The following is a 15,228-nucleotide window of genomic DNA, read 5'->3' on the forward strand; positions in this document are numbered from 1 at the left end:
TTTATTAATCATTGGCGATATATCCAATGCCACGGATAGTTTTTATATAATCTTCTTCAATTTTAAGATTGAGTTTTTTTCTAATTGCATTCATAAAAACATCAATAACACCCGTGTCGTATTCAAAGTTGATTTCCCAGACATCTCTTAAAATCTGATTTCTTGTACAGACTTTCCCTTTATGCTGAATTAAATAGGCCAACAATTCGAACTCGCGCTGTGTAAGCGATATCTCTTCATCTCCTTTTAAAACAATATGTCTGGCCAAATCCATCGTAATGTTTCCGAGTGTCAAGGTTTCAGCTTGCTGTTTATTTCTAAAGTGAACTTTAATTCGCTCCACCAATTCCTCGAAGCTAAATGGTTTTTTGATATAATCGTTTGCTCCAGCTTTTAATCCTTCTATAGTTTCCTGAACTGTATCTTTTGCAGTCAAAAAAATAATTGGAGTAGTATGATCTTTAACTCTGATTGCCTTACAAAGATCTAAACCATTGATTTTTGGCAACATCCAATCTAAAAGAATCAAGTCAAATTTTTGTTCCTGAACCAATTCGAAGCCTTTAGAACCATCGGCTGCGGTTGTAATTTGATACCCTTCTTCTTGTAAGCCTTGTTTTAGAAACTGAACAATTCCTACTTCGTCTTCTACTATTAAAATATGCATCTATCGTATTTAATTAAGATTCGCATTCAATTATACAATTCAAAGATAGAGAATTTCACTCTCAGAAATAAACCTAATTATCAAGAAATAAAGATAATCAGCATCTTAAGCAAACTTTAAGTTAACGTTAAGTAAGGTAAAAGTGGAACTTAATCTGGCATTAATCATTCAAAAGTAATTTTGTAAAAAAAATAAAACATATGGATTTTTATAAAAAACTTTCACCTTTTTACAATCTTACAGTATTCTATTTTATTGTGAGTTTCATACTTAGAATAGTTTTACTGTTTCATCCAATTACACAAAGTTCGTTTACTTTTGCTGAAAGCTTGAAAATCTTTTCATTAGGCTTAGTGTCAGACTTTTTTGTTTTTATTTTAGCTTCAGGTTTCTTGTGGCTGTATCTTATTTTTATTTCAAATTCTAAATACAACAAACCTTACGGATATATTATTTTTGGAAGTTTTGTGGCGCTTTTAATTTATATCGCTTCTGGAAAAAGCATTTTTGATGAATATGGCGGCGCTTTGCCTAGAATTATTTTAATTTTTGTTTCGATAAAAACACTTCTTTTTTCGCTTTTTCTTTTCTTGCCAAAACACAGAGATAAGATCCGATTTTGGCTTTTTGCTTTTGTAATTTTTCTTTATGTTTTACTGATTTTACAAAACGCAATAAGTGAATTTTTCTTCTGGAATGAATTTGGTGTTAAATACAATTTCATTGCTGTCAATTACTTGATTTACACCAATGAAGTAATTGGAAACATTATGCAGTCTTATCCTGTAATTCCTATTATCTCTGCATTATTTATTATCACTGGAATTATTACGTTTTTTATCATAAAAAAATCAAGAAACTATATTGACAAGATTCCTAGCTTCAATGAAAAATTAAAAATTACAGCCATTTACGGCATTTTATTTGTTTTTTCTTTATTGGCGATTCCTAGCTTAGCTAAAACAGAAAACTCTAAAAACATATTTGTTAATGAGCTGCAATCGAATGGTATTTATAAGTTCTATTTGGCTTTTCAAAACAATAAATTAGATTATTTTAAATTCTACAAAACGATTCCAAACGAAAAAGCTTTTGCAATTCTAAAGCAAGAAATGCCCGCTATTTCAGGAAAAAACACTTTGCACGAAATAAAAGAAGATTCGCTAGAACAACATAAAAATGTAGTTTTAATTACGATTGAAAGTTTAAGTGCGGATTTCATGAAAACGTACGGAAACGAACAGAATATTACCCCATTTTTGGATAGTCTTGCTCAAAAAAGCCTGCTATTTACAAATGTGTATGCGGCTGGAAATAGAACTGTACGCGGTCTAGAAGCCGTAACTTTGTGTCTTCCTCCAACGGCTGGAGAAAGCGTTGTAAAAAGAGAGGATAATAAAAACAAATTTTCGACTGGATCTGTCTTTCTTCAAAAAGGTTACAATGTAAAATTTATGTATGGAGGAGATGCTTTTTTTGATAATATGCAGGATTTCTATACTGGAAATGGTTACCAAATTATTGACAAATCTAGTTTTGCCGAAAATGAAGTTACTTTTTCTAATGTGTGGGGAGTTTGTGATGAAGATATGTACAACAAAGCGATTAAAGTGATGAATGCTGAAGCGAAGGAGAATAAGCCTTTTTTCAATCATATTATGACAGTAAGCAATCATAGGCCTTTTACTTATCCTAATAATAAAATTGACATTCCTGGGGATATTAAATCTCGCGATGGCGGTGTAAAATATACCGATTTTGCTTTAAGCCAATTCTTTAAGCAAGCTCAAAAACAGCCTTGGTTTAAAAATACGGTTTTTGTAATTGTTGCCGATCACTGTGCATCGAGTGCAGGAAAAACAGAACTTCCGTTAGATAAATATAGAATTCCAGCTTTAATATATACTCCAGATATGAAGCCTGAAAAATGCACTAAATTAATGTCTCAAATAGATGTTATGCCAACATTATTTGGCCTTTTAAATTTTGATTACCAAAGTAAATTCTTTGGATGTGATGTTTTCAAACCAGATTATCAGCCAAGAGCTTTTATTGCTACCTATCAGGATTTAGGATTAATAAAAGACAATGTTTTGACTATTTTATCTCCAAAACAGCAGATCAAACAGTTTCAATTAAAACAAAATAGCAAAGCTAGTATTTCTCCCGAATTCCAAATTCATTATGATGAAATACCATTGAAAACAGAAAACAAGAATCTAGTTAACGAAACTATTTCTTATTATCAATCAGCTTCTTACGTGTTGAAAGAGAAAGAATATCAGCTTAAAGATTTAACCAATAAGAATAAAAAATTATACGCAAACATTCGTTAATGTAAGCAATCAAAAAAGCCGCAAATTATGAATTTGCGGCTTTTTTTCTATTTCAATAGGAAACTTGAAACAAAAACTTAATCGTTTTGACTTTTCATTCCAAACAAATCTCCTTTTTGGAACATTTTCAAATCATCCTGTAAAAATTGATAGTTTCTTTGAGTCACAGCTGGCGCATCTAAATCACTCAAATCTGGTTTTCCAGCATTTATCCAAGCCGTATACCAGAAACTTGCAGTTGCTGCAATAGCTTTTTTCATTTGGCTTTCAACCATTCCGTTCAATTGTTCGTGCAGTTTTTTAGCATAGTCATCAGAGAAAACAGCTGTATTGTATTTCGTTTTCAATACATTTCCTTCAGCATCCATTTTAAACACTTTGTCTTGCGGAGTTGCTACTCTTAATTTTTTGTCGATATCCAATAAAGGCTGTGCTAAACTGTGCGTATCGTTGATCAAGTCCCAAATTGCTTTGTGAACATCTGGATAATATTGCGCTTCAGGAACATTTAATTTGTAATTTTTAACAAACAACTCTGGCAATCTGCTTTCCCAAAGTGAATGAATTCCTTTTTGGTCTGTTAATTGTCCATCGTGATTTGCAGAAGTATGCAATGGCATGTGTGCATCACCAACATAATGACCTAAATCTGCCGCTAGGAATAAGATTTCAGCTTTATTTTTTTCTTTAAAAGCTTTAGTCAGTTTTGCCATCATTTCTTCCAAATACCATGGCAAGATTCCGTTATCCGATAAGAATTTAGCATCGTATTTTTGTTTCGCTTCTTCTAATGTTTTTGGATAAGTATCAGCAGCACCAAAGTTTTCCATATCAAAATAGTGTCTTTGGCCTTCTTCTTTATAATTTAAAGCATATTTACGGATATCTGGAACCGAAGCTTCTTGTGTAATAAAATCAATGTGATTGTAGAAAAATATCTGTAATTGTTTTGGTAAAGCCATTACAGCAGCTTTGTTAATACGCTCATGGCCAACATTTCCCCATGACAGCATAATAAAGCCAATAATTAATGCACCGAAAGCGATTAATTTTGGTCTCATTTGGATTTTTTTCATTTGTTTTTTTATTAGAGGGAGCAAATTTAGCTTTAATTAAAGAATACGCAAAAAATACTATCAATAAGATTCTACAATTTTTATTTTTTGATATTTTGAGCTTTAAAAACAGCATAAGCCTATATTAACACTAATTTTCTTTATACATTTGCTTTACTAACAAAATCCAATTTTATGCGCCATATTACCTTAAATTTATTTCTATTAATTTCTACTTTTTGCTTTGCACAAGAAACTGATTTACAGCTAAAAAATGTTAGCGATACACTATTAAACCCAAAAAGAATCCTTAAAGTTTCCGATCCGCTAAACGGTGAGAAAACAATGCAAAAACTATTTCCTGGCAATTTATATCATCTTTCTGATAAAAATACGTTTATAAGCTGGAAATGCAAATCATGCCAACCTTCTCCTTTTCTTGATGTAAATGGCGTAGAAGGCGATCAAATGTTTCCTTATGCAGAAGGCGTTGCCACTAGACTTATAGCGAATATTGATTACAGCGATTCAAAAGGAAATCAATTTAAAATTTTAGCTTTTAATCATTCTGTTCATGACGAAGACGGACTTCAAACAGGGCGTTTTTCTGGTGGATTGTTGGGCGTGGCTAAGTTTGCAAAGAATGATAATGTTTGGGAAATGAGATCTTTTCAACCTGCAGTAGCTGCGTTTGGGGCTTTTGCGCGATGTCCGACTCCTAAATTGGTTGAAATTGGAGAAGATCAATATGCTTTCACTTTAATTCATGCAAACGGTGGTGCTGGCGGCGCTTATGAAGGCTATCTTTATCTGATTGCTGGTTTTGGCGGAAAATATCAGCCTATTCTGGAAGTCAATAATTATCAGTTGACTAACTCTTCTTTTATCGCTTGGAGCGGATCTTACAAAGTAGTCAATGAGAATCCTAAGAAACATTTTAGAGACATTATCATTACCACAAAAGGAACTTATAATATAAAAGCAAGAGGTGAAGATGAATTTGACGTTGCGTTTCCTGAAGAAATTGCAACAATGGCCAAAACCAAAAAAGCATTTGATTTTGAGATTGAAAGACGTTATTCATTCAAAGGAAAATTTTACAAAATGATTGACAAACCAATTGTAAAATTCTCCAATGTAAAATAATAGTTGAAAAACTTTGAGTATAGTTTTACCACAAAGAACGCAAAGTTTATTTACCTAAAATTTTGAATAAAACGCAAAGTTCGCAAAGCTTTGCACAAAAAACTTTGCGAACTTTGCGTAATTCTTTGTGCTCTTTGCGGTTAAAAAATATTAGCTCAAATAAAGAATTGACACTAAAGCTAAAATTGCAATAAAAATCCAAAGAAAAACGCCTTGTAGCAATGGCTTTACTCCTACTGCTTTTAAAGTGGCAAAGTTTAAAGTCGCTCCAATTAGGAACAAAGTTATGGTTAGACCAATTTTTGCAATGCCTACAAGATGTCCTGTAAAAATGGCTGTTGACGGAACATACGTATTTACTAGCATCGCTATAACAAACAAACCAATAAAATAAGGAATCTTTATTTTTGAATTTTTGCTTTTAAAAAGAAGAGCGGTCAAGATTGAAATGGGAATAATCCATAAAGCTCTGGCTAGTTTTACTGTCGTAGCAACTTGCAATGCTTCTGCGCCATATTTATTGGCAGCACCAACTACAGAACTTGTATCGTGAATGGCAATAGCGCACCAAAGACCGAAATCTTTTTGTGACAAATCTAATTGATGGCCGATAAACGGAAAAATGAACAAAGCAATTGAATTAAGTATAAAAATAACTCCCAAAGCAATTGAAGTCTGATTTTCATTTGATTTGATAACGGGCGAAATGGCAGCGATCGCACTTCCTCCGCAAATTGCTGTTCCGCAAGAAATCAAGTGAGACGTTTTTTTCTCTGTTTTAAGCCATTTCCCTAACAATAATCCAAAAAGTAAAGTGCTGAAGATTGAAAAAACCGTTAGAACAAAGCCTTCTTTACCCGCTGAGACAGCGCTATTGGCGTTCATTCCGAACCCTAAACCAACAACCGAAAACTGTAGTAAAAATGTAATGGCTTTGTGATTAAATTCTACAAATGGATTTCCGAAAAGATTCACAATTAAAACGCCTAATAAAAGAGCCATTGGCGGAGAAATAATCGAAAATACACACAATAGAATTACGGCAAGAAAAAGGACTTGCTGTAAGGACTGATTAATTTCAAATAATTGTACTGTTGTTTGTTCTTTTGTTTTCAAAATAAATGGATTGTTATTATGAAGCAAAGTTCCGCCGTTTATATTGAAAACGCCAATCGTAAATTGCAATTGGCTATAACTTCAAGTTATAATGAGAAGCTAAATTTTGAATAAACAGTTCTGATAATGAATCTGATTTTCCTTGTAAGGTAGCCACATAAAAACATCTTTCTATTGATAACTTTTCTACATCTAAAACAATCAATTCTTTATTTTTCAACTCTTTTCTCACAGCATGAATAGACATAAAAGCAAAACAATCTGAGTTTAGTAAATATGATTTTATGCTTTCTGTACTTCCTAATTGCATTTCTATCTGTAAATCGGTTAGTTTTAAATTTACTTTTTTTAATGCAAATTCTATAACTTCAAGTGTTCCAGATCCGCGTTCACGAGTTAGAAATTTCATTGATTTTAAATCGTTTACCGAAATTTCATTTTGTTTGACAAAAGGATTATTGCTGTTACAGACCAAAACCAATTCGTCTTTTAAAAACGGAATGTATTTTATAGATTGATTTTTAGATTGTCCTTCTACAATTCCGATTTCGATTTCTTTATTGATTAAGGCATTTTCTATTTGTTCTGTATTTCCATTCAGCAAATTCACTTTTATATCTTTTTGCTTCTGATGAAAACGCGCCAAAACGGGAGAAATAATATATTGAGAAATAGTTGTACTCGCTCCTAATCGTAATAAACCTTGACGTTCTTTATTGAAAGAACTCATTTCAAAGTCTATTTCGCGATAGATATCAAAAATACTTTTAGTATATTTTAGAAGGATTTTTCCAGCTGGAGTTAAAGCGATTTTAGAACCGTTTCGTTCAAAAAGTTTTGTTTTATACGTTTCCTCTAATTCCTGAATATGTTTGGAAACTGCTGGCTGTGTAATATATAACTCTGTTGCCGCTTTAGTAAAATTAAGGCGGAGCGCAACGGTGTAGAAAACTTTTAGCCTGAAATCCATTTCAAAAAAATTAAAGATAAACAATTATTGCCAATCTATTGGAAATGTTCCAGATTCGTTTAATAATAAAACTAAATTATATTTATCTATTTTTTTATCTTTTCTATAAATATAAACTTTTTTTGAAAATGCTTTTTTAACTAAACTGTCGTCTTTTTGAATATCGATCTTATAAGAATTAAAATTAGCAAAATTGAATTTCTTTTCCACACCATCCACAGTGATGTTACCTTTTACATTTTCATTAATTTCAGTGATCACAAATTGATAGTCATTTCTATTTTCTTTTCTAGCGTTTATGTAAATCCAAAAAAAAATAGCACAAAAAAACAGACTAAAGAAAATGAAAACTTTTTTAAAAGACATAAAACTTCATTTTAAAGCAACCCATTATACTTTCTAACAAACCATTCAATTGTTAGTAAAGTAGCAATCAAAATCAACAACCAAACCCAGTCAATAATTGGAGTTTTACTTGAGATGTTTTTTTCTATTGATTTGTATTCTTTGTTTTCTAAAAGAGTATTAATCAACTGATCGGCTTGATCTTCGAAGAAAGCTTTTCCTCCTGTTTGCTGAGCCAATTGCTGTAATTTAAGTACGTCTGGATTTACGAATTGCTTTTCGATATCAAAATCTAAAATTTCAAAATGACTTGCGTATGAAGTATTCGAGTTTAATTCTTTTACTGTAAAGTTATATTTTCCTGCTGGAAGTCCTTCTAAATTAGCAGAGAAAGAATTACTTCCTTTCAATAAATCATAATTCTTAGTTTGTTTCGTCGCAGTATTTACAACAGTAATGGTAAGTCTGGCTTTTTCATCAAACTCATAATTTTTATTGAAATATTGCGCGTTAATAATGATTTCTTCTCCAGAATTATAAAAACTTTCGTGAGATACTACTAACGATTTCTTTGAAGTCGATGATGCTAAATATTGAATAATTTTATCCATAAAAACATCATATTTTTCAAATGACTGATTATCGACATGACTTTGCAAACGCCATTTCCAGCTATTTTCACCTAAAAGAAAAGCGGTTCTTTTTCCTTGATTTTCGGCAAAAGCCAACAATGGAGCATTTGTAGAAACGTTTCTAATTTTTGAAGAAAGTAAAACAGAGATATTTCCGTTGGTGCTGATATTTCCAAACGGATTTTGTAAAGGCGGGAAATTTTCAAAACCGATATTATCTATTGCAAACAGGTTGAAGGCTGATTGGAATTCACATAAAAAATCTTCTCGCTGATTACTCATTTTAAAAACAAGATTGTTCTGCTGCTGATTTAGAAAATTGAAATCGGTATTGTTTCCTGTGATAATAAAGGTATTTGTTCCTTTTAATTTATTGTTGTCAAATATCGCTTTGAAAGCTGTCGTTGGCTGATATAAAACCAAAACAGAAATATCGTCTAAATCGCTAATTTGATTTGGTTTAACTAATATTACTTTACGCTGTGCATTAACTTCAATTGAACGTTTTAAAGCGGCAATATCTGGATGATTTATAACTGAAACAATCGCAACAGTTGATTTTTGATCTATGATTTCTACTGCAAAATTTTTGACATTATTGTAACTATTTTTTTCTTTTGCAGATGATTGAATATTGGCTTTATAAATCTGTAATCCTACTTTGTCGGCTGGAAGAAGCAAATTTAGAGAAGCTGTTTTCTTTGATGGCGAGAAAGATAGTTTTTCTTTTGCTACAACTGTACTTCCTTGCGTAATGGTAAATTCTGCATTTGTAGTTTTATCTCCTGCATATTGCAGAAAAACTTCAACTGGAAATTTATTTTTGTGAAAAGCGTATTTATTTACGTTTAACTGATTGATTTTTAAATCAAAAAAAGTGGTTGTATCTCCCACAACCAAAGGATAAACTTTATTGACAGGATCAAAACGATATACATAATCGTTTCCTGTAGTTTGATTTCCGTCAGTAATAATGACTGTTGGGAAAATCAGATTTTTGTGGATGCTTTTTAGATTTTTGGCAACTTCGTCTAAATTAGTCTGATTTCCTTTGAAATCAAATTGGTCTGAAGTTTTAAAATCATTGTCAAACTGATAGGTTTGAACATCAAATTTTTCTTTTAAAGCTGGATTCGAAACCAATTTTTGGTATAATTCAACCGCTTTCTGGTCTGATTTTAAAGCAGCAATAGAACTCGAATTATCAACAACAACTGCTAGAGGTGTTTTGGTGATTTCGAGAGAATTCTTTGAAATAATCGGATTGATCAATAAAACCAACAATCCGAAAATGGCCAGAAAACGTAAAAAAGCCAAAAGTATAATCACATTGGATTTACTTTTGGCTTTGAAAAAATATTGAAAATACGACAAACCACCAGCAATTACTAAAGAAAGCAATAATAAAAGAATCGTGTTTGTAGTCATATTTATTTGGTGTTCAGTAATCAGTTTTTTAGTGATCAGACTTGTTTTAGTGTTCAGAGTCAGAAAAACTGAATACTAAAACCTGAACACTGAAAACTATTAAGTAAGCATTCCTCCGCAAACATTAAGAACTTGTCCTGTAATGTAAGCACTCATGTCTGAAGCTAAGAAAAGACACGCGTTTGCAACGTCTTCTGTAGTTCCTCCGCGTTTCAACGGAATACCTTCTCTCCATCCTTTTACTACATCTTCGCTTAATTTTGCAGTCATTTCAGTTTCGATAAAACCTGGAGCGATTGCATTGCAACGAATATTACGAGAACCTAACTCAAGAGCTACAGATTTAGTAAATCCGATTGCACCTGCTTTAGAAGCTGCATAATTTGTTTGACCTGCGTTTCCAGAAACTCCAACAACAGAGCTAATATTGATGATAGATCCTGCTCTTTGTTTCAAGAAAGTTTTCTGAATCGCTTTTGTCATATTAAAAACCGATTTCAAATTCACATCTATTACTTGGTCAAAATCTGCCTCAGACATACGCATTAACAAATTGTCTTTTGTAATTCCAGCGTTGTTGATTAAGATGTCAACAGTTCCAAAATCTGCTAAAACAGCATCAACAAAAGTCTGCGCTTCGTTAAAATCTGCTGCATTAGATTGGTATCCTTTAGCTTTTACTCCTAAAGCATTTAATTCTGCTTCTAAAGCTTCTGCAGATGCTGCAGATGAGCTGTATGTAAAAGCAACATTTGCTCCATTTTTAGCAAAAACTTCAGCAATTCCTTTTCCAATTCCACGGCTTGCACCAGTAATAATTGCAACTTTTCCTTCTAGTAATTTCATATTCAAAATTAATGTTAATATTTCTTTACAGCTTGTGCCATTACTTATTTGCATTTTCTGCTAAAAAAAGAAAATTCCATAAGTTTTACCTATGCTATAAATGACTTGTCAAATATATAATATTTCCCTTTTTAAAAAAAATAGCATTAGTGTAATTTATAAATAAGAGCTTTTCTTTAGCATAAAACAAAAAACCGTTTCAATTTGAAACGGCTTTATTACTTAAAAGTTTCCCTGACACTATGATTAAGGCAAATCAAATTCTGGAGCTGGAATAATCTCAACTGGCTGATCAATACATGGATGAATGTATTGCCCCATTACGGCTCCATCTCCTGTTTGACAATCCCAAGTTAAGTCTCCAGCTTTAATACTTCTTTGCTCGTCGCGGTTCAAAATCTCAACCCCTTGAAAATTTAAAATTGATTTTAACATAATTATTTGTTCTTTGGTTTTTTGGTAAACTCAATCCTTTAGTGTCTGTTGAGTTTTCAGACATGAAAAATTAATTTCAGCTTTAAATATAAGAAAAAAAGTATAATATATTTACATAAAGAAAGATTAAACTTAAAAAACAAAAACAGCTCATAAAATGAGCTGTTTCCCCCAAAATAAAAAAACAAAACTAAAAATCTTCAATGTGATTGTGCAGCATTTTTAAAGATGCAGTTGGTACCACTATTATATTTTTGCAGCCTTAAAACTTATTGGCAATATTTATTCGTCTTTATCTTCATTAATCTTATCCATGACTACACAAGCAATCGCAATTATTATTGACAGATACAAATAAGGTCTTAAATATGGATAATAATATTCATTTACAATCAGCAGTCCTATTAGCCAAAAGAATATTGCTATTGTTGCTGGTGTAATTATTTTTTTAATCATAATATCTATAAATTAAGAAGTTATATACTTGATTCAGAAATTATGCTGGATAAAAGCAGCTCAAAAAAATGAGCTGCTCTTTAAAATTAATTAAGTTTCCAAGTTGTCATTCTAAACGGACTTGAAGCACTTGTAAATGTATAAACCGGATCTGCGTAGAATAATCTGAAACTTTCTGCTTTTACATAAATTCCTTGCGGATCCATGAAGTATTTATCAATACTTGCCAAGAAGAATGGTGTCGCTACGGTAGTATTTCCGTTCCATGATTTATGTTTCAAAATCATTTTCTTACCTGCTGCGTCTTCTTCAATAGTAACATGATGCTGTAAAGGAGATCTTCCGACAAAAGTGTAATAGATAAAAGTTCCGATAGCATGATTGCTATAGATTTCAATAGATGCGATGCTTTGTCCTGCCGGCAACGATGCGTTTACTTTTGCTAGTTCAGCGTAAAATAATGGTGAGTTTGCAGGAGAATCGATTGTGTAATCGTCTACAAAGAATCCAAACCAAGCTAATGGCTTACCTGGAAGCAATAATTTATAATCGTCTGTAAGAACTAAAGGTTTGTCAGTATACTTTATAACTGCAGACACACCACCCGTTCCAGTAGCAGTAAAGCTTCCATCGGTATCGTTATAAACAAAGTTTGATAGTTTTTGCCCGCCTACTTCAACTGCTGGACTTACAACAATTCCTGTTGGAGAATATCCTATTCCCATGTCGTAGCTTACAGAATAACCGTTTTCAATCGAATTTGAGTTTGCAAAACGCGTTACTGCTGTAAATGAAAAATCAAATTTATGCTTAGTCGTGCCATCATTTGTTTCTAATAGTCTAAAAAGTGGTCTTTCTTCTCCTCCAATAACATTTTTTTCCATCAGAAGATTTTTAGGCAATTCTGTCCAATCTTCTGCAGTTGCTTTTACAAAACGTAATTCTTGATTACTTCTGTTGGTTCTAAAAATGATTTCTCCATTTTCTTGTCCATAGTACAAAAATTGAAAATCTCCTAAATAACCTTTTGCTCGCAATGCTGGAATGGGATAATTGTCTGAATCTGACAAAAGATGAATTCTATTTTTTGTCGTAAAAGTTAAACTCACCGTGCTTCCTACTTGAATTGCATATTCACTTTTATAGGTGGCTGTATCAGCATCAAAATCTGATGCCATTTGCACAGTTCCATCGTCAGCAAATCTGAATAAATGAGTATATCCTCCTAAAACCGTATTATCTGTAAAATAAACTGCTTTCCACCCATATTGAGATGAAAGCAATGCTTCGCTTAACTCTGTTTTTTGCTTATTTAATCGAGCGGTAGGCGTATCATTAAAAAGTTGTTCTGCATCTGTATTATTATTACAGGCGATCAATTGCAGTATTAAAACAGCTGCAAATAAGTACTTATATAGTTGTTTCATTTTCATAATGCTTGTTTTAATTTATTACAGATGTTGTATTCTTTTCTGCTTCGTCTCTTAAAGCATAAAAATCCATGTTGAATGCTTCTTTGAAATACTTAACCACAATAGCTTCTTTTGATTTTAAAGCCTGAAGAGCAAAAGGATTTTCTATACCATCCAAAAATGCCGCGTATTCTGCTTTTGTATAAATTAGAATCATTGCTGCCGTTTCTGCAAAATCTTCATTAATATTTGATCTTGCATAACTTGTAATAAATCCAAGCTCATTTGATTCTTCAATTTCAAAATTGTACCAATCTGCAGTATAACCTCCTGGTGTAAGCGTTTTCCATGTTTTTTCGTCAAAAGGTTTGTTCTGATTTAAAATATGAATGTATTCGTGCTGAATTGTATGTATAAACTGTGCTACGTTTTCGCGATCCGATTTATCGATATAATCGGTTTCAAACAAAGTAACTCTTTGTCCTCCTTCGGCCAAACCTAAAGTTTTGGTTCCAACGCTATTTAAATTAACTCCTCCAACCAAAACAATTTCTCTTGGCGCAATTTTCTTTACAAAATCTGGACCTCCAATGGCAGCATAACTTTTAAGCCAAATTGTTTCAACTATTTCAAGAGCAGGTTTTACTTTATTAACGTCTGGCGGAAATAAATAACGGCTATTGTCTACCGTATTTTGATTCCATTTATACTGAACATTAATGTTGTATGAATTTAAATAAGTAGCATCAATCCAATTATCTAAAGTTGTTTTTTCTGGTTGAGTAAAATCTAATTGGCTTTCTCCAGGCAAGTCATCGCTTCCACATGAAAATAGAGTTATCGAAACTAGAGTTAAAACCGCAATTTTATTATATTTTAATAATTTCATAATTTTCATTTTTAAGATTATCTAGGATTTAGTTCGATACCAGTACTTGAAGCGTGCAACGGAATTTGCAATGCTCTTCTGTTATCGTCTTTTACTAAAATATTAGCTGGCTTGTTTGATGTCTCATGTCTAACCACTAGGTTAAAACGTTTAATATCAAACCATCTAAGTCCTTCGTGTATAAAATCTCTTCTTCTTGTTTCTGCAATTGCTTTTACATAAGAGGTCTGCACTGGATTCATTGTATAGAATGGCGTATATTCGTCTGCAATTACAGGGAATTTAGCCACTACTCTAGCCTCAGTCAATTTATCTGTTGTCGGATTGTATGTTGGAGTTCTTGTTGCTAAGAAATATTCTAATTCTCCAGTAGCAGTAGCGATATCTCCTTTCATAACATGCGCTTCGATTCTATTTAAGAAAAACTCATCGTTGCTTAATAATACTTCAGCAACATAAGGATCTCCAATTCCAGCTGTTACGTTAGAATATTTAAAGTATTCATAAAACTTAGGCAAGAACAATGTAATACTTCCGTTTGAAGAATAGAAATTATAATAATACGCTTTTCCGAAAAGATTTGTACTTGTTCCAAAAATTTCTGGACGGCGTAAACCTGATAAATTAAAACGATTTAAATGGTAAACTCTACTTACGATAGTATTTGCAGAAACGATCAAAAGATTGGTTCCAACATCACTAGCTCCGTATTTTAACTGTTGATCTTCTACACTTAAAGGTTCGTAAACTGAAAAATCTCTTATTGCTGACGGTCTAGAACCTAAATCATCAGACAATTCAATTACCTTATCCCAATTCCCTTTTACTAAATAAAATCTACTAGCAAAAGCTTTTGAAGCCGCTACATTAAAATGAAATTTTGGTTCTTTATAATCGTTTGTCACATATTTTAAACCCTCTTCAATATCTTTTTCAAGAAAAGCATACACTTCAGCAAGCGTATTTCTTTTGTATTTTGTTATCAATTCCGTTTCTGGTTTTGTTACATAAGGAACCCCTAAATCTGTATCTGCAGTTGCTGGATTGTAACGTTTTGACCATAATGAAACCAGCATAAAGTGCGAATACGCTCTAGCCATCAAAGCCTCACCTTTTTGCGGATTTAAGCTTGCCGGACTTCCCAACTCTTCTATTGCTTCTAACGCTTTGTTAGCATGTGCAATTGCTTTATAACAAGCATCCCAGTAATAAGCCTGAGTATCAATATCAGTTGCATCTGTATTAATTTCCCAATTGTAATTTTGCTCATTCCTAATAATCGTAGTTGGCAATCCGCTATCAAAAACATTATCAGACATAGTTTCAGCAATCTCGAAATAACTCATTTGAGGATAAGCTTCTACTAATAATTCTTTTATTTTTTCTGGCGTATCAATTTCGGTTCTATTATCTGGTTTCTCCGACAAGAAATCATCGCAGCTAGTAATACAAATAAGTATTAATAGGGATAATGCTATTTTTAAGTTTTTCATGA

Annotated in this window: 14 protein-coding genes; 2 read left to right on the forward strand and 12 right to left on the reverse strand. The window is 32.2% G+C overall.

Features of this window, described 5'->3' with window-relative positions; translation table 11 throughout:
- Positions 1 to 4 precede the first annotated feature (4 nt).
- Positions 5 to 667, reverse strand: coding sequence for a response regulator transcription factor (locus ACFO3N_RS21605; RefSeq protein WP_379800950.1), 663 nt, complete (start codon positions 665 to 667; stop codon positions 5 to 7).
- Positions 668 to 867: 200 nt separating this feature from the next.
- Between ACFO3N_RS21605 and ACFO3N_RS21610 the strand changes: the two genes are divergently transcribed.
- On the forward strand, positions 868 to 3,003 hold the full coding sequence (locus ACFO3N_RS21610; protein WP_379800951.1) for an LTA synthase family protein: 2,136 nt from the start codon (positions 868 to 870) through the stop codon (positions 3,001 to 3,003).
- 77 nt (positions 3,004 to 3,080) lie between these two features.
- On the opposite strand, the gene ACFO3N_RS21615 is transcribed toward ACFO3N_RS21610, so the two are convergent.
- Positions 3,081 to 4,079, reverse strand: coding sequence for a zinc dependent phospholipase C family protein (locus ACFO3N_RS21615; protein WP_379800952.1), 999 nt, complete (start codon positions 4,077 to 4,079; stop codon positions 3,081 to 3,083).
- 324 nt (positions 4,080 to 4,403) lie between these two features.
- Here ACFO3N_RS21615 and ACFO3N_RS21620 point away from each other — a divergent pair, with 324 nt between their 5' ends.
- A complete protein-coding gene (locus tag ACFO3N_RS21620; RefSeq protein ID WP_379800953.1) occupies positions 4,404 to 5,204 on the forward strand; it encodes a hypothetical protein in 801 nt (266 codons plus the stop codon).
- A gap of 150 nt (positions 5,205 to 5,354) precedes the next feature.
- Here ACFO3N_RS21620 and ACFO3N_RS21625 read toward each other — a convergent pair whose 3' ends face one another.
- From ACFO3N_RS21625 to ACFO3N_RS21670, 10 genes are all read right to left on the reverse strand, one after another.
- A complete protein-coding gene (locus ACFO3N_RS21625) occupies positions 5,355 to 6,320 on the reverse strand; it encodes a YeiH family protein (RefSeq protein WP_379801022.1) in 966 nt (321 codons plus the stop codon).
- A 73-nt stretch (positions 6,321 to 6,393) separates the two neighbouring features.
- Positions 6,394 to 7,290, reverse strand: coding sequence for a LysR family transcriptional regulator (locus tag ACFO3N_RS21630; RefSeq protein ID WP_379800954.1), 897 nt, complete (start codon positions 7,288 to 7,290; stop codon positions 6,394 to 6,396).
- A 24-nt stretch (positions 7,291 to 7,314) separates the two neighbouring features.
- A complete protein-coding gene (locus ACFO3N_RS21635; protein ID WP_379800955.1) occupies positions 7,315 to 7,656 on the reverse strand; it encodes a hypothetical protein in 342 nt (113 codons plus the stop codon).
- A gap of 11 nt (positions 7,657 to 7,667) precedes the next feature.
- Entirely contained in the window at positions 7,668 to 9,695 is a 2,028-nt protein-coding gene (locus ACFO3N_RS21640) for a hypothetical protein (RefSeq protein ID WP_379800956.1), read from the reverse strand.
- Between the two features lie 99 nt (positions 9,696 to 9,794).
- Positions 9,795 to 10,541, reverse strand: coding sequence for a 3-oxoacyl-[acyl-carrier-protein] reductase (fabG, locus tag ACFO3N_RS21645; protein WP_248726777.1), 747 nt, complete (start codon positions 10,539 to 10,541; stop codon positions 9,795 to 9,797).
- Positions 10,542 to 10,787: 246 nt separating this feature from the next.
- Positions 10,788 to 10,976: a hypothetical protein gene (locus ACFO3N_RS21650; protein ID WP_379800957.1), complete on the reverse strand. Its 189-nt coding sequence runs from the start codon at positions 10,974 to 10,976 to the stop codon at positions 10,788 to 10,790.
- Between the two features lie 282 nt (positions 10,977 to 11,258).
- On the reverse strand, positions 11,259 to 11,432 hold the full coding sequence (locus ACFO3N_RS21655; RefSeq protein WP_379800958.1) for a hypothetical protein: 174 nt from the start codon (positions 11,430 to 11,432) through the stop codon (positions 11,259 to 11,261).
- A gap of 86 nt (positions 11,433 to 11,518) precedes the next feature.
- Positions 11,519 to 12,859, reverse strand: coding sequence for a DUF4302 domain-containing protein (locus tag ACFO3N_RS21660; RefSeq protein ID WP_379800959.1), 1,341 nt, complete (start codon positions 12,857 to 12,859; stop codon positions 11,519 to 11,521).
- 16 nt (positions 12,860 to 12,875) lie between these two features.
- Entirely contained in the window at positions 12,876 to 13,733 is an 858-nt protein-coding gene (locus ACFO3N_RS21665; RefSeq protein WP_379800960.1) for a substrate import-associated zinc metallohydrolase lipoprotein, read from the reverse strand.
- Positions 13,734 to 13,750: 17 nt separating this feature from the next.
- Positions 13,751 to 15,226 (reverse strand): RagB/SusD family nutrient uptake outer membrane protein, encoded by a 1,476-nt coding sequence (locus ACFO3N_RS21670; RefSeq protein WP_379800961.1) that lies wholly within the window; start codon positions 15,224 to 15,226, stop codon positions 13,751 to 13,753.
- Positions 15,227 to 15,228 lie beyond the last annotated feature (2 nt).

Source organism: Flavobacterium chungangensis (assembly GCF_042654045.1).
GTDB classification, from domain to species: Bacteria; Bacteroidota; Bacteroidia; order Flavobacteriales; family Flavobacteriaceae; genus Flavobacterium; species Flavobacterium chungangensis.

Coding starts and splice junctions, on each gene's coding strand:
- ACFO3N_RS21605 (WP_379800950.1), bottom strand. CDS start 667: ATGCATATTTTAATAGTAGAAGACGAAGTAGGAATTGTTCAGTTTCTA.
- ACFO3N_RS21610 (WP_379800951.1), top strand. CDS start 868: ATGGATTTTTATAAAAAACTTTCACCTTTTTACAATCTTACAGTATTC.
- ACFO3N_RS21615 (WP_379800952.1), bottom strand. CDS start 4,079: ATGAAAAAAATCCAAATGAGACCAAAATTAATCGCTTTCGGTGCATTA.
- ACFO3N_RS21620 (WP_379800953.1), top strand. CDS start 4,404: ATGCAAAAACTATTTCCTGGCAATTTATATCATCTTTCTGATAAAAAT.
- ACFO3N_RS21630 (WP_379800954.1), bottom strand. CDS start 7,290: ATGGATTTCAGGCTAAAAGTTTTCTACACCGTTGCGCTCCGCCTTAAT.
- ACFO3N_RS21635 (WP_379800955.1), bottom strand. CDS start 7,656: ATGTCTTTTAAAAAAGTTTTCATTTTCTTTAGTCTGTTTTTTTGTGCT.
- ACFO3N_RS21640 (WP_379800956.1), bottom strand. CDS start 9,695: ATGACTACAAACACGATTCTTTTATTATTGCTTTCTTTAGTAATTGCT.
- fabG (WP_248726777.1), bottom strand. CDS start 10,541: ATGAAATTACTAGAAGGAAAAGTTGCAATTATTACTGGTGCAAGCCGT.
- ACFO3N_RS21650 (WP_379800957.1), bottom strand. CDS start 10,976: ATGTTAAAATCAATTTTAAATTTTCAAGGGGTTGAGATTTTGAACCGC.
- ACFO3N_RS21655 (WP_379800958.1), bottom strand. CDS start 11,432: ATGATTAAAAAAATAATTACACCAGCAACAATAGCAATATTCTTTTGG.
- ACFO3N_RS21660 (WP_379800959.1), bottom strand. CDS start 12,859: ATGAAACAACTATATAAGTACTTATTTGCAGCTGTTTTAATACTGCAA.
- ACFO3N_RS21665 (WP_379800960.1), bottom strand. CDS start 13,733: ATGAAATTATTAAAATATAATAAAATTGCGGTTTTAACTCTAGTTTCG.
- ACFO3N_RS21670 (WP_379800961.1), bottom strand. CDS start 15,226: ATGAAAAACTTAAAAATAGCATTATCCCTATTAATACTTATTTGTATT.